The sequence below is a fragment of the uncultured Mucilaginibacter sp. genome, from assembly GCF_903893715.1.
GTDB lineage: Bacteria > Bacteroidota > Bacteroidia > Sphingobacteriales > Sphingobacteriaceae > Mucilaginibacter.
In genome coordinates, this window is record NZ_CAITNG010000031.1 from 23,551 (window position 1) to 46,916 (window position 23,366).

Here is a 23,366-nt window from a genome sequence, read left to right on the forward strand (position 1 = left end):
TATTTGATTACACTTTGCCGGATATCAATCCTTCCAGCAAGGTTATCGCAAAGTTATTCAGATTTTTGATGGCCAGCCCTATCTGCCAGTTATCCCGGTTACGTTTTTCTACGTAATTTGACACGGCCCTGATTTGTATCGAAGGAAGTCCAGCTTTTTTGCAGGCATAAAAAAACGCCGCGCCCTCCATACTCTCCAGTTGCGGCTTTAGCCTGTTTATTATTTTATTGATTGACTCTTCGTTGCCATGTACCGTATTCACTGTAATGCCGTTTACCTTTCGTAAACCGGTATCCAGTTTTGATGAAGAGGTATACCGGCTTTCACCAAAGCCCATTTTCGTTATCGGGAGAAAATCCAGATCATCCTCCGCACCCAATTCCGATAGCTCGTCCTGGGTAACTTCAACAACCTCGCCTAACGTAATATCGCGGTTAAAACCGCCCGCAATGCCCAGATTAATGGCCAAATCACATTTTTTTACCTGTAAATGACCGCCCAAGGCATAGGCCGTAGCCACCATGCCCACGCCTGTAATCAATACATCAAAGGGCTTTATCGGGTTAAAATGCCGGGTTAAAGGTTCAATTTCCGCTTCGGTTGCGGCTACAACAAGTATTTGCATGGCCATTGGGGCACTAATATAAAACTATTAGCCGTTTTTTGTTTTATATATTTGCAGCAGCAATATCATGATGATTTACATTACACGAAAAGAGCATTTTAACGCGGCCCACAAAATGTACCGCGACGAATGGAGCCCCGAGAAAAACGCGGAGGTTTTTGGCAAATGCGCCAACCCCAACTGGCACGGACATAATTACAACCTGTTTGTAACCGTAAAAGGCGAAATAACCTATGCCACAGGTTACCTTATCGACCTGAAAGATCTGAAGGTGATTATAAACGATTACGTTATCGAAAAGCTCGACCATAAAAACATTAATTTGGATGTGCCCTTTATGAAGGGTAAGATGGCCTCAACAGAGTTGCTGTGTATCGAGATTTTTAACCAGTTAAAAGCCCCGATTGAAGCAAACGAGGGTGTGTTTTTGCACTCCGTTAAGTTATACGAAACCGAAAACAACAGCGCTGAGTATTTTGGCGGATAAGTAAATCTATGAGCAACCATAACCACGACATTGACGATGATGAATTGGACGGTTATATAAAAATAGACCGTTATAACGCCGAACTTATTGAAAACATTTCGGGCCATTACCACGAGGTGTTAAAAAACCTGGGCGAAGACCCGGAGCGCGAGGGCTTGCTCAAAACACCCGAGCGGGTGGCAAAATCCTTGCTGTACTTAACCCACGGGTACGACTTGAACCCCGAAGAACTGTTACGCTCGGCCATGTTCACCGAAGAATACAGCCAGATGGTGGTGGTAAAGGATATTGAGGTGTACTCGATGTGTGAGCACCACATGATTCCGTTTTTTGGCAAGGCTCACGTGGCCTACATACCCAACGGGCATGTGGTTGGCCTAAGCAAAATACCCCGTGTGGTTGATGCGTTTGCCCGCCGCCTGCAGGTGCAGGAGCGCCTCACCAACCAAATACGCGATTGTATACAAGAAACCTTAAAGCCAATGGGCGTTGCCGTAGTAATAGAGTGCCGCCACCTGTGCATGAGCATGCGCGGTGTCCAAAAACAAAACTCGGTAACTACTACATCAGCCTTTACAGGCGCGTTTTTGTTGGAGAAAACACGGGCAGAGTTTTTGCAGCTGATATCATCAAAGTTGAGTTAACCTCCCGACCCAACTAAAAGGGGGGAGAATAGGAATTTTAATACGCAATAGCTTAGTAACTGAATAACCAATAAATTAGTAACCAACTAACCAAAACCCAAATTGAAAGCATACGTATTCCCCGGACAAGGCGCCCAGTTTATCGGCATGGGTAAAGACCTTTATGAGCAATCGGCCCAAGCTAAAGAACTGTTTGAACAAGCCAACGAAATTTTAGGTTTCCGTATAACCGACATCATGTTTACCGGTACTGATGATGAGCTGAAACAAACCAACGTTACCCAACCCGCTATCTTTTTGCATTCGGTAATATTGGCCAAAGCTATGGGCCATGCCTATCAACCCGAAATGACTGCAGGCCATTCGCTGGGCGAATTTTCGGCACTGGTTGCTGCCAACGCATTATCTTTTCAGGATGGTTTGCGTTTGGTAGCCGCGCGCGCCAACGCCATGCAAAAAGCATGCGAGGTACAACCATCAACCATGGCTGCTATTTTAGGCCTGGATGATTTTACAGTTGAAGATATTTGCAAACGCGTAAGCGACATTGTGGTACCCGCCAACTACAATTGCCCGGGCCAATTGGTTATATCCGGCACTATTGCCGGGGTCGATCATGCCTGCGAACTGCTATTGGCTGCCGGTGCCAAACGCGCATTAAAGCTGAATGTTGGCGGTGCATTCCACTCGCCATTAATGGAATTGGCTCGTGTTGAACTGGAGACTGCCATTTTAGCTACCGAAATAAAAAGCCCCGTTTGCCCCGTTTATCAAAATATTGACGCAAAACCCTATACCGATCCCGAAAGCATAAAAGCCAATCTGGTTTCGCAATTAACAGGCCCCGTACGCTGGACACAAACCATGCAACGCATGCTGCAGGATGGCGCCACCTCGTTTACCGAAGTTGGACCCGGCAACGTATTGCAAGGACTTGTAAAAAAAGTGGACCGTGCCGTTGTTACGGCAAGTGCCGCAATATAAATTTTTCGCAGGCCAAACACTGTCTGCTTTTATTTGTATTTTGACTGTACATTATAAAAATATACAATTTGGACGCTGCCGTTAAAATCCGTTGGTTACTCGGGCTTATTTGTTTAAGTCTTTTTTTAACGGCTATTATAGCAAAGCAAACCTACGGACCAGCAAACAATCTGGAGAGCAGTGCCAAAACCCTCGAAGACCACCTACACGAAAAAGAAACACGCGTACACCGTTTCCTTGACGATAAGGCTGAGTTTTTTAAATTAAAAACGCTGATAACGATGAGCAATATGCTTTAAAGCTCGTCGCCATTGCCCACGAAGAAAAAATATACATCGCGACCTACCAAAAAGACAGCCTGATTTTTTGGAGCGGCGTAAGAGTATTGCCCGACAATATCAACAACGTAAAAAACGGGAGTTCGTTTATCCAGGACGCCAACGGCTATTATGAAGAAATCAGAAAAACGGAAGGGGCCTTCTCCGTGGTTTTTTTCATCCCCGTTAAAAACCAGTACTCATATCAAAACACCTACCTGCAAAACGTATTTTCGCCCGACCTGCTGCAAGACGACAATATTGATATAGCCGATTTTACCGACCACAATACCTACAGCATACATACTATTGATAACCATTACCTCTTTACCGTAAAACTAAAACCCAACGACTGGAACCATACCTTCCAATACATCCAGTTAATGTTATGGCTGTCGGGTTTGTTGTTGATGTGCGTGCTGGTAAACAACCTGGCCAATTATATTAACCGCAAGGGCCATATCCTTATGTCTTTTAGCGTTGTTGGCGGCTTTATAGCTGCAGTAAGGTTTATGGGCCTGTATTACCACTGGCCCGATATCTACTCCGAAATCGACCTGTTTAAACCCGGTTTTTATCATTTAAACTGGCTGTTCCCGAATGAAGGTGATTTTATGATCAATACTATCTTACTCACATGGCTTGCGCTTTATGTTTACCAAAGCCGCGATAAGATAATTGGTTATGTGAAAAGTCGGTCGCGCAGTTTCATCGTTTGTGTTGCCTGTGTTGTTTTCCTTGTTATTGTTTCAAGGCTGCTGTTGGTACTTGCCCAAAGTCAGGTTTTAAATTCAACCATCAATTTCGACGTCAATAATGTGCTCAACCTGAGCGCGCTGAGTGTAGTTGGCATTATTGCGCTGTGTTTGTTTTTCTTTTCATTTGTTTTGCTAACTGAAACCTGCATTGCCATTGGTTCAAAACTGAATATAAGCCATCGCAACAAATTTTATGTACTGATGGCCGTTGTTTTGCTTGCTACCATACCCGATGTTTTGCAAAAGGATTATTCGTGCTTTTACCTGTTATGGTCTTTAATCATTATTATACGCGGTTGGTCTGTTTTTTACGGCAATGGCAAGTTTACCCCGGTTGTGTATATCGGTATCATCATCGTGTGCTCTACCTTATCATCTATTAAGCTGTACAATTTCGAAAATATCAAAGAAAAAGAAACGCGGAAGCAGTTGGTAAAACAACTTGAAACCGATGATGACCCCGATGCCGAGGCCCTTTTTAAAGAGGTAGAAGACCGTGTGTTAAAAGACAATTCGCTGGTCGCATTTTTTAAAAATCCCTCCGGCAGTACCGTTTATCTTCAAAACAGGTTCAAAAAACTATATTTCAACGGTTATCTCACCAAATTCGACCTCTCGACGTACGAGTACAATCTCCATGACGAACCCTTGTCGGGCAACAACACCGACCCGTTGAACGAGTTTAAATACATGGTGGAAATGAGCGGCACCAAAGTAATTCCGACTCGTTATTTTTATAAAGACAATAACTCGTTTGGCTCGCGCGAATACTTTGCCATCGTCCCCATCACATCAAAAGGCGAACAAATCGGTACCGTTGTTTTCTACCTTAAATCCAAATCCACAAAAAACGAAGAGCTTTTCCCCGAATTGTTGGTGGAGGGTAACGCCGATAACGCTGACAACCTGAAGGAATATTCATATGCTTATTATCTGGACGGGAAGCTCATCAACCAAAACGGCAAATATGTTTACAGCTTAGTCAATTCAGAGTTTGAGGGCAAACCCGGTCAATATATTTATAAAAACACAAGTGATAATGTGGCCAATAACAGCGATACCGGTTATTCGCATTTGATTTACCAACCCGGCGAACGAAAAATAATTGTTGTAAGCAAAGAAGATGACAAATTGTTTACCGGCCTAACTTCACTTACGTTCTTCTTCCTTGTTTTTGCCATATTCAATTTGTTGGTGTTGGGCGTTGGCCAGCTTTGGGAAAACATTAGGCACTTTAAACGGCCAAAATGGGGGTTTTGGTACAATTTTGACAAGGTGCTATACCAAACCCGCATACAATTGTCGATGGTTTTTGCGGTAGTTATAACCCTCATCATCATCGGCGTACTCACTTTTTTCTCGGTTAGGGCTCAATATATCAATCAGCAGGACGATGAGATACGCGACAAAATTACGCGCATTGCTTTGGCTTTTGAAAAAGCGGGGTTTGATAAAACCCTCAACGACAACGATGAAAATACCTTATTGGCCTTTAATTCCTTCGCCGACACCTACTCGTCAGACCTCACATTGTTCAATATCGATGGCAAAGAAATATTGACCACCCAGCCCAAGCTGTATGAAGCGGGCTTGATTGAACCGCGCATGAACGCAAAGGCCTTTATATATCTGGCCCGCTTAAAAAAGTCGGGGTTTATAAATCCGGAACTTATTGGTTTGCTCGACTATAAATCGGCTTATGCACCGGTGCGCAATTCAAAAAAGGAAGTTACCGGATTTTTACAGCTGCCCTATTTTTCGAACCAAAACCAATATAAAGAACATATCGGCGCATTTTTAAATACCATGATCAATGTATACGCTTTGGTATTTGTGGCCATTGGTCTGTTCGCCATCGCTGTTGCAAGGCAAATAACTACCCCTTTAACCATTATACAACAAAGCCTGAGCAAAACTATTTACGGCCGCAAAAACGAACCCATAGAATGGCACCATAACGATGAATTTGGCTCGCTGATCAAAGAATACAATAACATGATAGCCGCGTTAGAGGATAGCGCGAGCAAACTTGCCCAAAGCGAACGCGAACATGCCTGGCGCGAAATGGCCAAACAAGTGGCACACGAGATAAAAAACCCGTTGACTCCCTTAAAGCTTGGCTTGCAGTTGCTCGAAAAAGCATGGAAAGATAAAGACCCCCGGTTTGACCAAAAATTTGAACGCTTTAGCAAATCATTTGTTGAGCAGATTGACAGCTTATCCCGCATAGCCTCCGAGTTCTCCAATTTTGCCAAAATGCCAGAAACACATATCGAGCGCATCGATATTTTTGAGCTGCTGACGCAAGCTGTTACCATTTTTAAACAAGCAGACGGCCTCGAGATTGTTTACACGCAGCCAACAAGGGCATTGTATATAATGGCCGATCGCGACCAGATATTGCGCTGCTTTAATAACCTGTTGAAAAATGCTACAGAAGCCATTCCGGCTGAGAGGGTCGGTATCATCGAGATTACTTATACCGTTAAACCGGGCGAAGTATTTATCCAAATTAAAGATAACGGTAACGGTATACCGGAAGCGCTGCGCGAAAGGATATTTGTGCCCAACTTTACCACCAAAAGCTCGGGCACAGGTTTGGGACTTGCATTGGTAAAAAATGCCATTACTTATGCCGGAGGTACCATATCTTTTGATACGGAAATTGGGAAAGGCACAACGTTCTACATCAGCTTTCCCGAAGTATCGCAGCCAACCGGCCATAACCTTCACTAAACATCCGCCCTTTTTTTATTTAAGCGTTACGCTCGATTTCCCCATGGTATACCCGTCCGAATAAAGCAATACGGTATAGGTGCCTTTTTGGAAATGGTTAGGGTTGATCCAGTCGATCGTAAAGCCACTGCCGTCATCTTTAAAATCCACCGGTGCTTTATAGGTGTATTGCAGGTCCTGCCCGTCAACCTGAAACGTAGCTGATTCTGGTGCTGTAATAAGGTTACCCGTTGGGTCTATCACCCGAACAAAAATATCGTGCAGGCGTTTTTCGGCCAAGGGGTTGCTGGCAACGGTAAATTCTATCTTAAATTTCTTAACTACCGCAGCACGGTTATTGTCCGATTCTTTGCCATTGTCCTTTACTTTAAAGGATTTGATGTTCATGGTACCCATTTTCAGAGCAGCACCCATTTGTACTTTGGTCGAAAGGTCCTCGTTTTGTTTTTGCAGGTTAGTTGCTTTTTCTTTAACTGTGTTCAGGTTGCTGCTTACCACGTTCAGGTTCGATTTTAAAGTATCCCTTTCTGTGGTCAGGTCTTGGTTTTGCTTTTTTAGTTCTTCAATATCGGCAGTGTATTTGGTAACAAAGTAGCGCAGCTGTTTAACGTCCTCCTGAGCCTTGTTCAATTCGGCTAAGGTCAGTTTCCCTTTGTCCAACTGAATCCTCAGTTCCCTTATCTTAGTTTTCAGAGAATCGTTTTTCGCCTGCATTTCGGCCGACAATTTAGCTTTGCCGGTATTTACCTGCTCAATTTGCAGTTCCAGACTGTCCAATTCCGATTGGAGCCTTGTTTTCTGATCGCTCTGTACGCTAACTGTCCGATCCGTCTGATTTTTCTTTATAAGCAGATAAACGTCGGTGCCCACAAGGGCTAAAATAACAACGATCAAAAAATAAATTACATTCGAGTTTTTTTGGGGTGCCTTGGTTTCCATAGTATGTGTTTAGTTTGGTATGGCGTTACAAATACTGGTTATTAACATGCCGACATAATAATTATGCCAACTTTTTACAATTGTGCCCTAAGATATTGTTTTTTTGACTTGTAAAGCGCAAAAAAACATCAAAACAAGTTACAACATTCATTTAGAACTATTTTCAACATTCCTTATTTCCGCTGAGGCTGAACTGTGTTTAACATACATAAAGTTAAAAAAGGTGCCTTTTGTTTTAATAAAAGCACAGATGTTAGTATGTTTAAAACTGGATGGTCAATAATAATCGGCCTTCTTATCTGTTTAATATCTTTGCAAGCAAATTACGCCAATGCTGTTACCTGTGAGATATTTCTTCCTCTTCGTGTTGTTTTTTTTGCAGATTTGCATTGTTTCGGCGCAAGTGCCAAGCGAGCCGAAACGTGAGTTCAGGGCGGTTTGGCTGGCTACAGTTGGCAATATCGACTGGCCCGCCAAGCCACTCGCCCCATCCGACACTCAGAAAAAGGAATTGACGGATATCATCGAATTTCATCATCAATCGGGCATCAACGCCGTTTTTTTTCAGATAAGGCCTGCCGCCGATGCGTTTTATGCCAAAAGCCGTGAGCCCTGGTCGCAATGGTTGACCGGCAAACAAGGACAAGCCCCAAGCCCCTTGTTCGACCCACTTGAAGTGGCCATAAAAGAAGCCCATAAACGCGGCATGGAGCTACATGCCTGGTTTAACCCTTATCGCGCAACGTTGAGCGCTAATGAAACCAATCTTAGCCCAACGCATATTACACGTTTAAAACCTGAATGGTTCTTGACTTATGGCGGGACAAAATTGTTTAACCCCGGCCTGCCTGAGGTGCGCGAATACATTGTACAAGTAGTTTTGAACGTGGTTGATAATTACGACATTGACGGTGTGCACATGGACGATTATTTTTATCCGTACCAAATAGCGGGTCAAAAAATAAAGGACAGCGCTACTTTTGCCAAATACAACAATGGTTTTACCGATATTGAAGACTGGCGCCGCAACAATGTGGACCTGCTCATTAAAACGCTGACGGATAGCATACATAAACATAAACCCTTTATGAAATTTGGTATCAGCCCGTTCGGGATATGGAAAAACAGTTACCGCGACCCGGAAGGCTCTGATACGCACGGCGGCGATTCATATTACGAGCTTTATGCCGATACCCGCAAATGGGTTAAAAACGGCTGGGTGGATTATATCAACCCTCAATTATACTGGCCGATAGGCTATGGCGCTGCTGATTATGCTAAATTATTAAACTGGTGGAGCTTAAACACGTACGACAGGCATTTGTACATTGGCCACGGCGCTTATCGGGTAAACGAGATCCGTAACGCCGGCTTTAAACAACCCGGGCAGATTCCCGAACAAATAAAACTGCTGCGCAAAAACCCACGGGTGCAGGGCAGTGTGTTTTTCAGTTCAAAATCCCTTATTAACAACCCGTTAGGTGTAAACGATTCGCTGAGCGATAATTATTATAAATACCCGGCACTGCCGCCGCAAATGCTCTGGCTCGATTCTATAGCCCCTAACCGTCCGCAGGAATTAGGCTACAAAGTTCAAAAACGTTCCATTATACTTATCTGGAAGGCGCCGCTGCCCTCAAAAGACAAAGATCCGGTATATGGTTACGTGGTTTACCGGTTTGAAGGCGATGAAAAAGTAGCACTGGATGACCCAAAAAACATCCTGCACATACAATACGATACCACGCCATATTTTGAGGATGCCACCATCGAGCGGGCCAAAAATTATAAATATGTGGTTACTGCCATCGACAGGCTAAAGAACGAAAGTTATCCATCAAACGTACTGGCAATTAGTACACAGTAGTTATTATCCTTTACCCAAACCCAAAAAGCCTTTTTTCTTTTTCTTCGTCGTATCCTGCGCTGCTTTTGCTTTGTCTATCGAGTCTTGCTTTGCTTTGGCTTTCTTTTTAAAGAAGCCCTTTAACAAAAAGTTGCTTTGAGCGGCTTTCAAGTCCTGATTTAAAGTCCCGGTACTTGTTCTTACAGAGCTCATGGTACTTTTAGCCTCATTTACGGTACTTTTCATGTCTTTGGCCATCTTATCGTTGTTTAGCAGACGGCCAATACTGCCTTTGCCGTTATTGATTTTGTTGACAATTTGTGAAAGGTCGCCCGTCAAATTGGCTGCATTATCAATAATAACCGTGGCCCGGGCTATCAGTTTATCGGTATCAAACGGTGGTACCGTGCCCAGCTGCTGCCCGTTTTGGGCTACCTGTTGCGATGTAATGCCTCCCGGCGAAATATTGATCAGCTTGTCGCCGATAAAGCCATCGCTGCCGACCGCCAATCGGGCATCGGTTTTTATAAACTTTTGGTATTTGGTGTTCAATATGATGCTCACCTTGGCGGTCGAGTCGGTGATGAGCTCGATATCGTCAACAACGCCTACGTTTATGCCTGCCAGCCGCACATTGTTGCCTACTTGCAGGCCACCAACATTTTTAAACATGCCGCTTAAACGGTAGGTCGAACTGAACAGGTTTTTTTGGCTACCTATCAAAAATATAGCGATAAACAGGATAACTATCCCCGTAAGGGTAAATATTCCTATCTTAAATTTTTGTGCAATGGTGGTTTTCATACTTCTTTACTTAAAAAATGATCTTACTATCTTTTTATCTGAGCTTTCCAGCTCCTTATAACTTCCTTCGGCTATAAATTCGCCGTTATCCAAAACCAAAATGCGGTCGGCAGTAATCCGTGCGCACTCCATGTCGTGGGTGATGATAATGGACGATGTTTTATATTTTTTCTGCATCTGCATAATGAGTTCGCTTATTTCGCGCGATGTTATCGGGTCAAGCCCTGTGGTCGGCTCATCGTACAACATAATTTCGGGCTTTACAATTAACGTACGTGCTAAACCAACACGTTTGCGCATACCACCCGACAAATCGGACGGCATTTTGTCTATCGCGTCCTTCAAGCCTACGGCTTCCAGTACTTCGTCTACGTTTTTATCCAGTTCGTCTTGTTCGCGCATCCTTAACACCCGTGTAAGTGGAAATTCCAGGTTCTCGCGCACGCTCATCGAATCGTACAGCGCCCCGCTTTGAAACAAAAAGCCTATCCGGGTGCGTAGTTCTTTTAGTTCGGTTTCATTTTTTTCGGAAACCTCGTCGCCAAATACTTTAACCGAACCTTCATCCTGTGTCAACATACCCACAATACATTTTATCGCTACCGATTTTCCCTGACCCGAACGGCCTAAAATCACAAGATTTTCGCCCCGTTTCAGTTTAAGGTTTACTCGCTTAAGCACGATTTTTTCGCCGAAGCCCAGGCGCACGTCTTCCATATCAACAACTATTTCATTGCTTTTAGGTTCTATTTCTTTTTTTATCCGTTCCATATCAATAAAAAAGTATCTGGCTAAGCTGCACCGCAACCACGTCTAAAAAAAATATCCATAATGATGCGTTTACTACTGCCGAATTGGCGGCAATCCCCACGCTCTCGGTACCCTTGTTTGAGTTGAACCCCTTGTAGCAGCCAATAAAACCAATGGCAAAGCCAAAAAATATGGTTTTAGTAAAAGCGGGCAACAAATCGGAAAAACTGATGGCTTTAAGGCATTTGTTAAAATAAAGCATCCAGCTCATGTGGTCGGATATGTTGACCGCCAAAAAGCTGCCGAACAGGCCAATGGCATCGCCCAACAGGGTAAGCAGCGGTATCATTAGCGTTGTGGCCAATATGCGGGTAACCACCAGGTACTGCATGGGGTTAGCGCCCGATACCTCCATGGCGTCGATTTGCTCGGTAACTTTCATGCTGCCCAACTCGGCACCAATGCCCGACGATATTTTACCTGCGCATATCAGCGCGGTAATAACCGGCCCTATTTCGCGGATAATGGAAACGCTCACCATAAGAGGCAGCATACTGTTTGCTCCAAATTTTACCAGCGTTGGCCGCGATTGTAAGGTCAACACCACACCCATAATAAAGGAAGTAATACCCACCAGCGTAAACGAGCGGTAACCAATTTGGTAACATTGGCGCACAAACTCGTTCCATTCAAATCCGCCCGTAAATACATTCCTGAAAAAGGCCCCGAGAAAATTTACCTGTTCCCCCGATTCTTCCACCCATTTTTTCCAGCCGCTAACTTCCTGTTCTGCCATATTGTACTTGTTGTGAACAGGTATAACAAACAAAAGGGCAATTGTTTTGCAATTGCCCTTTTGTGATTTTTTTAACGTGGTGATTCTTCCTGTTACATCGGTATCTCTATAATCAATACTTGTGTTTTATCGTTTGTGCTGATGCTGAATTTATCTGTATCATAAATGCCCAAAGCATCCCTTTTGTTCAATGTGGTACCATCAATGGTTACGGCGCCATCTATCACGAACACATAAGCGCCATTTCCAGGGGTTTTTATGGTATAATCCACCTGCTTGCCTGCATCAAACTGCCCTATGGTAAAGCGCGCATCCTGGTTTATCCATAAGGCGTCGCCTGTTTTTTCAGGTGCGATGAGCGTATTCAATTGGTTGTATTTTAAAGCGTCGATAAAGCTTTTTTGGTCATAGCGTGGTTCAATGTCGTTTTCTTTGGGGAAAACCCATATCTGCAACAGGTTAACCGTCTCTTTGTCGGATGGGTTATACTCTGAATGTCGGATGCCTGTTCCGGCCGACATTACCTGTACTTCGCCTGCGTGGATAATCCCTTTATTGCCCATGCTGTCGGCATGTTCCAGTTGCCCGGATAGGATAATGGTGATGATTTCCATATTGTCGTGCCCATGCATACCAAAACCTTTGGATGGCGATACATAGTCATCGTTCAATACCCTTAAAGCACCGAAATTCATCTTTTCGGGGTCGTACCAGCTGCTAAAGCTAAATGAATGCCATGTGTTTAACCATCCTAAATCATTGTGCCCGCGTTTGTCAGCGGGGTGTAATACTTTTTTCATGATTGTTTCTCCATTTAATTACATGTTACAACACGCAATTTTTATGCCGGGGTGTTTGTTCCGTTGCTTTTTTATAATTTTTATGATTTTAGATGACAATATATCCGGATTTTAGAGGTCTTCCGACTATCTGTCGCTAAAAAACCTACCTGCTTAGTTTCCTTATCTGGTTTGCCAGGTCGGTTACATAGATATTCCCCTGAGCATCTTTGGCTACTTGTTGCGGTGTTGAGAACGTGGCCACGTTGCCAAACCCATTGGCTACACCGGTGCTACCGGTTCCGGCAAACGAAGTTACCACAGCACCCGGGGTAATTGTCCTGACCAAATTGTTTGCACTGTCGGCCACGTACAGATTACCGTCGCTATTAACAATAAGCCCGTCCGGGTCGGCAAATGAGGCATTAATACCCATTCCGTTCAAAATGCCGGGGTTGCCTGTTCCGGCAAGCGTACTTACCATACCCGCCGGGGTTATTTTGCGGATGGAACAGTTGTAAATATCTGCTACGTACAAATTGCCGGCTGCATCAAAGGCCAGGCCGCCAACCCCATTAAAGCTGGCCGACAGTGCCGGGCCATCATTTCTGTCGAACGCGCCGGAACCTGCAAATGTGCTCACTATTCCGGCTTTGCTTATTTTTCGTATCACATTATTTCCATAATCGGATACAAAAATATTGCCCGCGCCATCGATCACCATATTACCCGGGATAAAAAATGTGGCTGCAGACACAGGTCCGTTAGACAGACCGGGTTGTGCACTTCCCGCAAAGGTGCTCACCACACCCGCCGGGGTTATTTTTCTGATTTGATTTCCGTCGGTAACGTATAAATTTCCGGCGGCATCAATCACGATACATTCCGGCTGATTAAAAGTGGCCGATGTGCCCGGCCCATTGTCCGACCCACTCACCCCAGTTCCGGCAAAAGTGCTCACTATCCCGCTGGTACTGATTTTACGAATCTTATTATTGCCCGAGTCGACCACGTACATATTCCCCGCGGCATCGAAAACCATGCCCAACGGCGAGTAAAATGTGGCAGTACTTACCGGCCCGTCTGCTGCACCTTTCATCCCCGTACCGGCAAAGGAACTTACAATCACGTTCTTGTCGCCGCTTTGCCCGTCGTACGGCGCTTTATTGCAGGCCGCAAACACACCACAAAGCAATATCGCTGCAAAGGCACAAATTTTATATAAACTACTCTTTTTCAATTGATTGGCTTAAATTTAGCTGCGATTGGCTGATTGGTATACCCAAATATAAGTATTCCCGTTTATATTCAGTATCATAACAAAACCACCAGCACAACTGTTTTATCGGCTATAATTTATATTTCCGTACTTTTACAGCGAATTTGGGCGTTATATCCCATTATATAAAAGCATCATTGTGAGTACATATATATCAGCTGAAGGCCTTGGCCACTCTTTTCATGATACCTGGTTGTTCCGTCAGTTAACCTTTGGTATTAACCGCGGCCGCAGGGTTGCATTGGTTGGTGCCAATGGCGCCGGTAAATCAACCTTATTAAAACTGTTATCGGGCCAACTGGCACCAATGGAAGGCAAGGTTGTACGCAGTAAAGAGCTAAAGCTGGGCTATTTAGAGCAAGACCCTCAATTTGTTAAAGGAGCAACCATCAGCGATTTTATTTTTGCTTCGGATAATGTGCAGCAGCAGCTTATCCGTCGGTACGAAGAGTTATTGGAAGATGATCCCGAAAACTATGCCGAGATAGAGCGTGTTACCGAAGAAATAAGCAATAACGACGCCTGGGAATACGAACACAACATCAAAACAATATTGGGCCGCCTCGATATCCACCATCTGGAGCAAAAAATAGAGACACTTTCGGGTGGGCAAAAAAAACGTTTAGCCTTGGCGCAGCTGCTTATCGCGAACCCGGAAATTTATGTTTTAGATGAGCCCACCAACCATTTGGACATTGATACCATAGAATGGTTGGAGAGTTTATTGACTGAAGGCAACAAAACCATCCTGCTGGTAACGCACGATAGGTACTTCCTCGATAATGTATGTAACGAAATTATTGAGATAGAGCGCGGCAAAATATTCAACTATAATGGTAACTATGGTTACTATTTGGAGAAAAAAGCCGAGCGCGAGGCGACCGACGTGGCACAGTTTCACAAAAACTCACAATTGTTAAAAAAGGAATTGGATTGGATGCGCCGCCAGCCACAGGCGCGGGGTACTAAATCACAATCGCGCATTAATTCGTTTTACGAGTTGGAAGAAAAGACAAAGAATGCCGGTCCGCTGGAAAAAGTGGAATTGACCATGAAGGCTGCACGTCAGGGCAACAAAATTATGGAGATAAACCATTTGGCCAAAGGTTTTAATGGTGCCAAACTGATAGACAACTTTAGCTATACCTTTAAAAAGGGCGACAGGATAGGCCTTGCCGGCAAGAATGGTAGTGGTAAATCCACCTTCCTCAATATGATAACCGGGGCTTTACAGCCCGACAGCGGCAAAATAGATAAAGGTGAAACCACGGTGATGGGTTACTTTCACCAGGGCGGTATTGTTTTTAAAGAAACCGACCGGGTAATTGATGTAGTGAAGAACGTTGCTGAATATATTTTAATGGCCGACGGCAAAACCATTACCGCATCCAGCCTGCTTACGCAGTTTTTGTTCCCCCCTGCAAAACAACATGGTTTTATATCGAAACTAAGCGGTGGCGAAAAGAAACGCCTGCAATTGATGCACATCCTGATGAAAAATCCTAATTTTTTGATTTTGGATGAGCCGACCAACGATTTGGATATAGATACCCTGAATGTATTGGAAGATTTTTTGACAAATTATCCCGGCGTTTTGGTTTTGGTTACACACGACAGGTATCTGTTAGACAAGCTAACCGACCAGCTTTTTATTTTAGAAGGCAATGGGGTTACCAAAATATATAATGGCAATTATTCGGATTACAGGATAGAGCTGGACGAAATGAAGGCCGAAGCCAAGCGCCAAAGCAAAATTGAAGCGGCCAAGCCTGTGGTAAAAGCGCCCGAACCAAAGAAAAGCAAGCTGAACTTTAAGGACCAGCAAGAGCTGCAACAACTGGATAAAGACATTGCAAAGATTGAACTGGAAATAAAAGAGAATACCAAACTGCTTAATTCGGGAATAACCGACCATAACGAATTGGGTTATTTGGCCGAGCAAATTGAAAAACTAAATGGCATGCTCGATGATAAAACAAGCCGTTGGTTGCAATTAACCGAATTGAGTGAAGCATGAGCTTGGCTGACATCATAGCTTCGACCGGTGTTTTGATACTATTGGCGGCTTTCTTTTTGAATTTGTTTGGCAGGATAGCGAGTAACAACAAGTTCTATATCTTATCAAATATAATTGGCGCCGGGCTTTGTTGCCTGTCGTCGTGCATGATCCGGTTTTATCCGTTTGTAGTATTGGAAGCCATTTGGGCGGGTGTTGCTATAGTGTCATTGTTTAAGCATGTTCCACGTGGAACATCAAACGACTGAGTTTATTAATTAGTTTTGCAATGTTCCACGTGGAACATTGCCATATAAGATGTTTAACAAGTATAATGTTATTGTAGTGGGTGCCGGCCATGCCGGATGTGAGGCTGCTGCCGCCGCGGCCAACCTCGGCTCAAGCGTGCTTTTGATTACCATGAACATGGAAACCATAGCGCAAATGAGCTGCAACCCCGCTATGGGCGGCGTAGCCAAAGGCCAAATTGTACGGGAAATAGATGCATTAGGTGGCTATTCGGGTATCATATCCGACAAAACAAGCATCCAATTCCGCATGCTGAACCGCTCAAAAGGCCCTGCCATGTGGAGCCCGCGCACACAAAACGACAGGAAACGATTCTCGGAAGAATGGCGTTTGGCTTTAGAAAGAACGCCAAACGTTGATTTCTGGCAGGAGATGGTATCCTCGCTTATCATCAAAAATGGAAAAGTTTGCGGTGTTAAAACCTCATTAGGGATAGAGATAGAATCGGATGCTGTGGTGTTGACCAACGGCACATTCCTTAACGGCGTCATCCATATTGGCGAAAAACGCATGGGCGGCGGGCGTGCAGCCGAGCGGGCAGCTACCGGAATTACCGAACAATTAATAGAACTGGGTTTTGAAGCAGGGCGCATGAAAACAGGCACACCTCCTCGTGTGGATGGTCGCTCGCTAAACTATTCCCTAATGGAAGAGCAATGGGGCGACGAAGAACGCGGCCGTTTCTCGTACACCGATGTAAAACTGGCCGAAGAACAACGTTGCTGCTGGATAACCTATACCAACAGTAATGTACACGAAACCCTGAAAGAAGGCTTTGAGCGTTCGCCGATGTTTACCGGGCGCATCAAAGGACTTGGGCCGAGGTATTGTCCATCCATAGAAGATAAGATAAACCGTTTTGCCGAACGCGAGCGCCACCAGATATTTGTTGAACCCGAAGGCTGGAACACCTGCGAGATATATGTCAATGGTTTCTCCACCTCCTTACCCGAGGATGTACAATACAAAGCTTTGGTACAAATACCCGGTTTTGAAAATGCCAAAATGTTCCGCCCGGGTTATGCAATAGAATACGACTATTTCCCACCTATCCAATTGGGCTTGACTTTAGAGACAAAGCTCATATCGAACCTGTTTTTTGCCGGGCAGATCAACGGAACAACCGGTTATGAAGAAGCTGCTTCACAAGGATTGATAGCGGGCATCAATGCACACCAAAAGGTACACGACAAACACGAGCTCATTATGAAACGCTCGGAATCGTATATCGGAGTGTTGATTGACGATTTGGTCACCAAGGGCACTGAAGAACCATATAGGATGTTTACCTCGCGCGCCGAACATCGCTTGCTGCTTCGACAGGATAATGCAGATATCAGGCTAAGCCCGATTGGACATCAACTGGGCCTCATCAACGATGAGCGATTGGACAAAGTAAACAAGAAGATTAAAGACTCGGATGATATCGTAGCATTCACCCGCACCAAGTCGATACAAATGGGCGAGGTAAATTCGTTGCTCGAAGACCTGGGCACAAGCCCGGTTAGCCAGGCTGTAAAACTGTTTGCCTTGCTCGGCCGGCCACAGGTTGGTTTTGACGATTTGCGAAAAGCTGATGAAACATTGAACGACTTACTATCGAACTATAATAAAGAAACTATAGAGCAGGCCGAAATCAAAATAAAATACGAAAGCTATTTTGAGAAAGAAATGGATATTGTGGAGCGCATGAAAAAAATGGAAGACAAGGAAATCAATCCGGAGTTCAACTATCATCAACTCGGCTCGCTCTCGAAAGAAGCACGTGAAAAGCTGATGCGCATCAAACCGCGGACACTCGGGCAGGCGTCGCGTATTTCGGGCGTATCGCCATCGGATATTTCAGTTTTGATGATACATGTAAGCCGATAGCGATATAATTACTTAATTATCAATTAATTATAAAATATCGTTTATACCGGAAGATTTTAAAAAAGTAAGTATAATCTTCATAAAAAGTTAAAAATCGATTATAACGCTTAAAAATGACCTTAAATAAAAAGCCGCCGTTTTTGTTTCAATTTTTCATGGTTTTAATTGCCTTTTTGGCGCTAAACGGCTGCGCGAACATACAAAGGCCGCAAGGCGGGCCCCGCGACCGCACCCCGCCAAAATTATTGAAGGCAACTCCAGAAAATCCCACGCGAAATTTTTCGGCCAAAATTATCCAGCTCGACTTTGATGAATATTTCAGGCTGAACAATCAGTACACCGAAATTACCATTACGCCCAACATCGAAAAATTCCCGGAGATATACACCCGTTCCAAAAGTTTGTTCATTAAGTTCAACCCGAAAGACACGCTCGCAAAAAACACCACTTATGTCATCAATTTCGGGAAAGCCATCGCTGATATGAACGAAGGCAACGTACTGAAAAACTTTACCTATGTTTTTTCGACAGGGCCAAAAATCGATTCGCTCAGCATAAGCGGCAACGTCATCAACACACTTACCCAGGTAAAAGAAAAAGATGTAACCGTTTTGCTTTTTCCGTTAAAACAGGACTCGGCCATGTTCGGCAAAAAGAAGCCGGCCGTTTATACCACAACAGATACCTCCGGCAATTTTAAACTGGGCAACCTTCGACCCGGAGATTATACCCTTTACGCTTTAAAGGAAACGACCGTCAATAAAATTTATGACAACGAAGACGAATTGATTGCTTTCCTTAAAAGTCCTGTACACCTTACTAAGGACACGGCAAATATACATTTGAACCTCTTTAAGCAAATACCCGCCAAACTGCGACCCATCGACCGCCGGATAGACGATGACGGCAAGCTGTTCTTTACCTTTAACAAAAGCATACCAACTATCGGTGTAAAAATACTGGATCCAACTTTGGATGCCATTAAACAGGTAAATTTTAACAAAACATCCGACACTACCACCATCTACCTGACCAGCATGGCCTTCGATTCCGTAAAGGTTTCGTTCTTAAGTAACGGTAAGCCGCTTGACACACTTACTTTGAGGAGACGGAAAAACGACACCTACAAGCATGTACTGCAATTAGGGTATAATGTTGGTTCGGATGAACGCCTGAAACCGGGGGCCGATTTAAACGTTTTTACCAGTTACCCCGTTACCTCGGTAGACCCTACCCGTGTTATTTTAATGGAAGACAGCATTGACGTTAGTAGCGACTTAAAACTTAGCAAAAACCCCGAAAACCCAAAAGCATTTAGTGTTAAATACCCATGGAAAGATGACAAGAATTATTCCATCAGTTTCAATGTGGGTACGTTTACAGATATCTATGGGAATAGGAATTTGCTATCGAACAAAAAATTCCATCTGGACAAGCCCGAAAATTATGGAGAACTGAACTTACGGGTTGTTTTGCCCGATACAGGAAAAACCTATGTCGTCCAGTTGCTTAGTTCTGATAATGTAACGGTACTTCAAAGCAACGTGGTTACCAAAACGGGTATCGTGTCGTACAAAAACTTCCCGACTACGAAATACAGGGTGCGCGTAATATACGATACCAACAAAAATGGCAAGTGGGACACAGGAAATCTCAAAACCAAAACGTACCCTGAGAATATTTGGTACTATAGTAAACCCTTTACCATTAGGCCAAACTTTGATGATAACGAAGACTTAACTGTACCAAAAGAACCTACTCCTTAAACCAGCTTGAATACATAATGTAGTTATTAGGAAGACGCTTTAACAGCTCACGCTGCTCATCGGTAATGGGCTTTATTTTTTTGGCAGGCATGCCGGCATAGAGGTAACCCGATTCGCAAACAGTATTCTCTAACACAACAGCACCGGCCGCTATAATTACAAATTCCTGTACATCGGCATGATCCATTACAATAGCGCCCATGCCTACCAACACATGGTCATGCAGCGTACAGCCGTGCACCAGGGCGTTATGGCCGATAGACACATTATTACCTATATTGGTGGCCGCACGCAGGTAGGTAGCGTGTATCACTGCGCCATCCTGTATATTGGAGTTGTTACCTATCTTGATATAATTAACATCGCCGCGGATGACGGCATTGAACCAAACGGAACAATTATCGCCCATTGTCACATCGCCAACAATGGTGGCATTATCGGCAATATAACAGTCAGCACCCCATGTGGGCATTTTATCTTTAACCGGCAATATCAAGGGTGGCATATTGTAAAATTTTTTCTAATTTAGCATTTATAAGCGGGAATAGCTCAGCTGGTAGAGCATCAGTTTCCCAAACTGAAGGCCGCGGGTTCGAATCCCGTTTCCCGCTCTTTATTATCTCAAAACCGTATCCTCCACAACTTCCAAATGGTTTGGGTAGTCGGTGGTATAATGGAGACCACGGCTCTCTTTACGCAACATCGCCGATTTGATAACAATGTACGATACCTGTATCAAATTGCGCAACTCGCACAGTTTAACCGACAGTTTTGTTTTCTTGTAAAAATCTTCTGTTTCTTCGTATAGCAGCCCCATCCTTCGCATGGCCCTTTCCAAACGGAAATCGGACCGAACTATGCCCACATAATCGCTCATCACTTTTTGCATTTCGCGGATATTGTGCGTAACCAGGATGTCCTCGTTAGAGAGCTGCACTCCTTTTTCATCCCAGTCGGGTATATTTTCCGGTATTATATTCTGTCCAAATTTTATGATGGCATCTTCATATATCCGGTGCGCAAAAACCAATGCCTCCAGTAATGAGTTAGAAGCCAAACGATTGGCACCATGCAATCCAGTTGATGATGTCTCGCCACAAGCATACAAACGCAATATGGATGATTTACCGCGTTCGTCAACCATTACCCCACCACACATATAATGGCAGGCAGGCGCAACTGGTATCATATCCTTGGTCATATCAATACCAATTTCCAAACACTTGGCATAAATATTAGGGAAATGGGCTAAAATATCGTTTTTACTTCGGTGTCGTATATCAAGATAAACAAACTCCTCGCCCGACCGTTTCATTTCATTATCTATTGCCCGGGCAACAATATCACGAGGAGCTAACGAACCACGTGCATCATACTCCCGCATAAATTCATCACCATTCCTCCTTTTTAGTATCCCGCCAAAACCGCGAACAGCTTCTGATATCAAAAAAGAAGGGTACTCTCCCGGATTATACAAAGCTGTGGGATGGAATTGGATAAACTCCATATTTCTCACTTTACCCTTGGCGCGATACACCATGGCCACACCATCGCCGGTTGCTATAGTTGGGTTAGTTGTAATAGAATAAATATGCCCGGCACCACCCGAAGCCATTACTGTTACTTTCGATAATATCTTTTCAACCGTACTGGTTTCGGTATTGAAGGCATAAATACCATAACAAGTGATATCGGGCGATGATTTATCTACAAATTCTCCTAAATGATGTTGGGTTATTAAATCCACAGCAAAATAGTGGGTCAGTATTTCAATATTAGGATCCAGGTGAATCTGTTCTAATAAAGCACGTTCAATTTCAAAACCGGTGATATCCTTATAATGCAGTACCCGAAATTCGGAATGGCCGCCTTCTTTTGCCAGGTCAAAAAGTCCTTGGTTCGTCTTATCAAAGTTGGTACCATAGTCAATAATCTCCTGAATACGCTCCGGACCCTCTTTAACAACTATACTCACCACGTTTTTGTCGCACAAGCCATCACCCGCTATTAGGGTGTCTTTTATATGCTTCTCAAACGAATCTTCTTTTTTATCCACAACCACTGCAACACCGCCTTGTGCATATTTTGTGTTCGATTCGTCCTCGTTCGATTTGGTAACTATCAGTACTTTACCATGTTTAGCTGCTTTTAACGCAAAGCTTAAACCGGCAATACCCGAACCTATCACCAAAAAATCAACATCCCTGTTCATGTTTTATCAATAAAATGTAGAAAAAATTATCGGCTGTTAATAAGCCGCTATAAAGATGTTAATTTTGCGTGTGTAAAAAATCAACAAATAAAAAAATAGTTAACAACTGACAATTCTATCCCAAAATATCAAAACTTGTCATCAAATTGTCAGCCAAGTTCCTGTGGTAATCCACATTTAAACCCCTCACAAACTTTTAACAATTCACTTGGTGAAAAGTTATTTTGAAAAATAAATGTTACAGTAAATCAATCACATAAAGTAAAAATTAAATGAATTTAATGTTAACAAATTACTACAAACTTTTTTTATGCATGCATACCATACTACTTTTGCACATTACCAACACCCTAATAAGCAATAGCTTTCTTTTATATAAAAAGTAATTGTAATTATTAAAACGTGAAGAATGGATACATTTGATGAAATAAAACCAAAAGGATTTGTGGACGAAGAAATAGACCCGCGGCTGGATTTGTTTGCCGAGATAGACCGTTTAAAAAAAGAGAAAAATGCTGTTATTCTGGCTCATTATTATCAGGATGGCGATATACAGGACATTGCCGATTATATTGGCGATAGTTTGGGTTTATCGCAGCAAGCTGCAAAAACCGAAGCTGATATCATTGTTTTTGCGGGCGTCCATTTTATGGCCGAAACAGCCAAAATACTATCGCCAACAAAGAAAGTTTTATTACCGGACTTGAAAGCAGGATGCTCATTGGCCGATAGCTGCCCGCCGCATTTGTTTAAAAAATTTAAAGAGCAATACCCTGACCATTTGGTGATTACTTATGTAAACTGTACAGCCGAGTTGAAAGCGATGAGCGATATAGTTTGCACTTCGAGTAATGCGGTTCAAATAGTGGAGAGTTTACCAAAAGAGCAGAAAATAATTTTCGGACCTGATAAAAACCTGGGGGCTTATGTCGCTAAAAAAACCGGTCGCGATTTAGTTTTATGGAATGGAGCCTGTATGGTGCATGAAATATTTTCCCGTGAAAAGATTACCAAACTGAAGGAGCGCTACCCGAAAGCTAAATTGCTGGCACACCCTGAATGTGAAGATGTGATTTTGGAAATGGCCGATTACATAGGTTCGACAACGGGTTTGTTAAAATACAGTTCGAAAAATGAAGCGACGGAATTTATAGTAGCAACAGAATCGGGCATATTGCACCAAATGCAAAAAGAAAACCCGGGCAAAACATTTATACCGGCACCACCCAATAACAATTGCGCCTGTAACGATTGTCCGCATATGAAACTAAATACACTCGAAAAATTATACCTGTGTATGAAAAACGAAAGTCCGGAAATATTTGTTCCACAGGATATTATTGTAAAAGCGGTAAAGCCGATAGAAAGAATGCTACAGATATCGGCCCAGTTGGGCCTGTGATTTCACCGATTTAAAAGAAGTTATTTCACTGATTTAAAGATAGTTTGACCAAAAGTAATCGGTGT

General features: G+C 43.5%; 20 protein-coding genes and 1 tRNA gene. 12 read left to right on the plus strand and 9 right to left on the minus strand.

The genetic code is table 11. The features are described from left to right. Nucleotides 1–7: 7 nt before the first annotated feature. Nucleotides 8–625, minus strand: a complete 618-nt coding sequence (gene mqnB / locus QZX97_RS04085; RefSeq protein ID WP_295648095.1) for a futalosine hydrolase — start codon at nucleotides 623–625, stop codon at nucleotides 8–10. A 70-nt stretch (nucleotides 626–695) separates the two neighbouring features. Between mqnB and QZX97_RS04090 the strand changes: the two genes are divergently transcribed. The 5 genes from QZX97_RS04090 (at nucleotide 696) to QZX97_RS04110 (ending at nucleotide 6,551) form a co-directional block, all read left to right on the plus strand. Beyond that, a complete protein-coding gene (locus tag QZX97_RS04090) occupies nucleotides 696–1,112 on the plus strand; it encodes a 6-carboxytetrahydropterin synthase (protein WP_295648163.1) in 417 nt (138 codons plus the stop codon). An 8-nt stretch (nucleotides 1,113–1,120) separates the two neighbouring features. Continuing rightward, nucleotides 1,121–1,756 carry a GTP cyclohydrolase I FolE gene (gene folE / locus QZX97_RS04095; RefSeq protein WP_295648098.1) on the plus strand — a complete coding sequence of 212 codons (636 nt, stop codon included), beginning with the start codon at nucleotides 1,121–1,123 and terminating at the stop codon, nucleotides 1,754–1,756. Nucleotides 1,757–1,858: 102 nt separating this feature from the next. Further along, entirely contained in the window at nucleotides 1,859–2,740 is an 882-nt protein-coding gene (fabD, locus tag QZX97_RS04100) for an ACP S-malonyltransferase (protein ID WP_295648100.1), read from the plus strand. 68 nt (nucleotides 2,741–2,808) lie between these two features. Beyond that, entirely contained in the window at nucleotides 2,809–3,039 is a 231-nt protein-coding gene (locus QZX97_RS04105) for a hypothetical protein (protein ID WP_295664228.1), read from the plus strand. An 86-nt stretch (nucleotides 3,040–3,125) separates the two neighbouring features. After that, the gene (locus tag QZX97_RS04110) at nucleotides 3,126–6,551 is read left to right on the plus strand and encodes a HAMP domain-containing sensor histidine kinase (RefSeq protein ID WP_295664232.1); all 3,426 of its coding nucleotides are present in this window, start codon (nucleotides 3,126–3,128) and stop codon (nucleotides 6,549–6,551) included. A 15-nt stretch (nucleotides 6,552–6,566) separates the two neighbouring features. On the opposite strand, the gene QZX97_RS04115 is transcribed toward QZX97_RS04110, so the two are convergent. Beyond that, the gene (locus QZX97_RS04115) at nucleotides 6,567–7,490 is read right to left on the minus strand and encodes a hypothetical protein (protein WP_295648106.1); all 924 of its coding nucleotides are present in this window, start codon (nucleotides 7,488–7,490) and stop codon (nucleotides 6,567–6,569) included. A gap of 331 nt (nucleotides 7,491–7,821) precedes the next feature. Between QZX97_RS04115 and QZX97_RS04120 the strand changes: the two genes are divergently transcribed. Then, nucleotides 7,822–9,357 (plus strand): family 10 glycosylhydrolase, encoded by a 1,536-nt coding sequence (locus QZX97_RS04120; protein WP_295648109.1) that lies wholly within the window; start codon nucleotides 7,822–7,824, stop codon nucleotides 9,355–9,357. Between the two features lie 3 nt (nucleotides 9,358–9,360). Here QZX97_RS04120 and QZX97_RS04125 read toward each other — a convergent pair whose 3' ends face one another. The 5 genes from QZX97_RS04125 to QZX97_RS04145 form a co-directional block, all read right to left on the minus strand. Next, nucleotides 9,361–10,140: an MlaD family protein gene (locus QZX97_RS04125; RefSeq protein WP_295648111.1), complete on the minus strand. Its 780-nt coding sequence runs from the start codon at nucleotides 10,138–10,140 to the stop codon at nucleotides 9,361–9,363. A 6-nt stretch (nucleotides 10,141–10,146) separates the two neighbouring features. Next, a complete protein-coding gene (locus QZX97_RS04130; protein WP_295648114.1) occupies nucleotides 10,147–10,911 on the minus strand; it encodes an ATP-binding cassette domain-containing protein in 765 nt (254 codons plus the stop codon). Between the two features lies 1 nt (nucleotide 10,912). Further along, nucleotides 10,913–11,686: an ABC transporter permease gene (locus QZX97_RS04135; protein WP_295648116.1), complete on the minus strand. Its 774-nt coding sequence runs from the start codon at nucleotides 11,684–11,686 to the stop codon at nucleotides 10,913–10,915. Between the two features lie 92 nt (nucleotides 11,687–11,778). Beyond that, nucleotides 11,779–12,486: a pirin family protein gene (locus tag QZX97_RS04140; RefSeq protein ID WP_295648118.1), complete on the minus strand. Its 708-nt coding sequence runs from the start codon at nucleotides 12,484–12,486 to the stop codon at nucleotides 11,779–11,781. 145 nt (nucleotides 12,487–12,631) lie between these two features. Further along, on the minus strand, nucleotides 12,632–13,705 hold the full coding sequence (locus tag QZX97_RS04145; protein WP_295648121.1) for an NHL repeat-containing protein: 1,074 nt from the start codon (nucleotides 13,703–13,705) through the stop codon (nucleotides 12,632–12,634). Nucleotides 13,706–13,883: 178 nt separating this feature from the next. On the opposite strand from QZX97_RS04145, the gene QZX97_RS04150 reads away from it, so the two are divergent. The 4 genes from QZX97_RS04150 to QZX97_RS04165 all read left to right on the plus strand — a co-directional run bounded on the left by QZX97_RS04150 (nucleotide 13,884) and on the right by QZX97_RS04165 (nucleotide 19,687). After that, the gene (locus QZX97_RS04150) at nucleotides 13,884–15,761 is read left to right on the plus strand and encodes an ABC-F family ATP-binding cassette domain-containing protein (protein ID WP_295648124.1); all 1,878 of its coding nucleotides are present in this window, start codon (nucleotides 13,884–13,886) and stop codon (nucleotides 15,759–15,761) included. Further along, nucleotides 15,758–16,009, plus strand: a complete 252-nt coding sequence (locus QZX97_RS04155; protein ID WP_295664235.1) for a hypothetical protein — start codon at nucleotides 15,758–15,760, stop codon at nucleotides 16,007–16,009. Before QZX97_RS04150 ends, QZX97_RS04155 begins: the two co-directional genes overlap by 4 nt. 49 nt (nucleotides 16,010–16,058) lie before the next feature. Then, on the plus strand, nucleotides 16,059–17,921 hold the full coding sequence (gene mnmG, locus QZX97_RS04160) for a tRNA uridine-5-carboxymethylaminomethyl(34) synthesis enzyme MnmG (RefSeq protein ID WP_295648129.1): 1,863 nt from the start codon (nucleotides 16,059–16,061) through the stop codon (nucleotides 17,919–17,921). 155 nt (nucleotides 17,922–18,076) lie between these two features. Next, nucleotides 18,077–19,687, plus strand: coding sequence for an Ig-like domain-containing domain (locus QZX97_RS04165; RefSeq protein ID WP_295648130.1), 1,611 nt, complete (start codon nucleotides 18,077–18,079; stop codon nucleotides 19,685–19,687). Here QZX97_RS04165 and QZX97_RS04170 read toward each other — a convergent pair. Then, nucleotides 19,677–20,192, minus strand: coding sequence for a gamma carbonic anhydrase family protein (locus QZX97_RS04170; RefSeq protein WP_295648134.1), 516 nt, complete (start codon nucleotides 20,190–20,192; stop codon nucleotides 19,677–19,679). The genes QZX97_RS04165 and QZX97_RS04170 overlap by 11 nt on opposite strands. A gap of 33 nt (nucleotides 20,193–20,225) precedes the next feature. On the opposite strand from QZX97_RS04170, the gene QZX97_RS04175 reads away from it, so the two are divergent. Next, a tRNA-Gly gene (locus QZX97_RS04175) sits at nucleotides 20,226–20,298 on the plus strand. 5 nt (nucleotides 20,299–20,303) lie between these two features. Here the strand turns inward: QZX97_RS04175 and nadB are convergent. Next, nucleotides 20,304–21,899 carry an L-aspartate oxidase gene (gene nadB / locus QZX97_RS04180; protein ID WP_295648137.1) on the minus strand — a complete coding sequence of 532 codons (1,596 nt, stop codon included), beginning with the start codon at nucleotides 21,897–21,899 and terminating at the stop codon, nucleotides 20,304–20,306. A 409-nt stretch (nucleotides 21,900–22,308) separates the two neighbouring features. Here nadB and nadA point away from each other — a divergent pair, with 409 nt between their 5' ends. Next, the gene (gene nadA / locus QZX97_RS04185) at nucleotides 22,309–23,301 is read left to right on the plus strand and encodes a quinolinate synthase NadA (RefSeq protein WP_295648140.1); all 993 of its coding nucleotides are present in this window, start codon (nucleotides 22,309–22,311) and stop codon (nucleotides 23,299–23,301) included. Nucleotides 23,302–23,366: the final 65 nt, after the last annotated feature.

Coding starts and splice junctions, on each gene's coding strand:
- mqnB (WP_295648095.1), bottom strand. CDS start 625: ATGCAAATACTTGTTGTAGCCGCAACCGAAGCGGAAATTGAACCTTTA.
- QZX97_RS04090 (WP_295648163.1), top strand. CDS start 696: ATGATTTACATTACACGAAAAGAGCATTTTAACGCGGCCCACAAAATG.
- folE (WP_295648098.1), top strand. CDS start 1,121: ATGAGCAACCATAACCACGACATTGACGATGATGAATTGGACGGTTAT.
- QZX97_RS04115 (WP_295648106.1), bottom strand. CDS start 7,490: ATGGAAACCAAGGCACCCCAAAAAAACTCGAATGTAATTTATTTTTTG.
- QZX97_RS04120 (WP_295648109.1), top strand. CDS start 7,822: ATGCTGTTACCTGTGAGATATTTCTTCCTCTTCGTGTTGTTTTTTTTG.
- QZX97_RS04125 (WP_295648111.1), bottom strand. CDS start 10,140: ATGAAAACCACCATTGCACAAAAATTTAAGATAGGAATATTTACCCTT.
- QZX97_RS04130 (WP_295648114.1), bottom strand. CDS start 10,911: ATGGAACGGATAAAAAAAGAAATAGAACCTAAAAGCAATGAAATAGTT.
- QZX97_RS04135 (WP_295648116.1), bottom strand. CDS start 11,686: ATGGCAGAACAGGAAGTTAGCGGCTGGAAAAAATGGGTGGAAGAATCG.
- QZX97_RS04140 (WP_295648118.1), bottom strand. CDS start 12,486: ATGAAAAAAGTATTACACCCCGCTGACAAACGCGGGCACAATGATTTA.
- QZX97_RS04155 (WP_295664235.1), top strand. CDS start 15,758: ATGAGCTTGGCTGACATCATAGCTTCGACCGGTGTTTTGATACTATTG.
- mnmG (WP_295648129.1), top strand. CDS start 16,059: ATGTTTAACAAGTATAATGTTATTGTAGTGGGTGCCGGCCATGCCGGA.
- QZX97_RS04165 (WP_295648130.1), top strand. CDS start 18,077: ATGGTTTTAATTGCCTTTTTGGCGCTAAACGGCTGCGCGAACATACAA.
- QZX97_RS04170 (WP_295648134.1), bottom strand. CDS start 20,192: ATGCCACCCTTGATATTGCCGGTTAAAGATAAAATGCCCACATGGGGT.
- nadB (WP_295648137.1), bottom strand. CDS start 21,899: ATGAACAGGGATGTTGATTTTTTGGTGATAGGTTCGGGTATTGCCGGT.
- nadA (WP_295648140.1), top strand. CDS start 22,309: ATGGATACATTTGATGAAATAAAACCAAAAGGATTTGTGGACGAAGAA.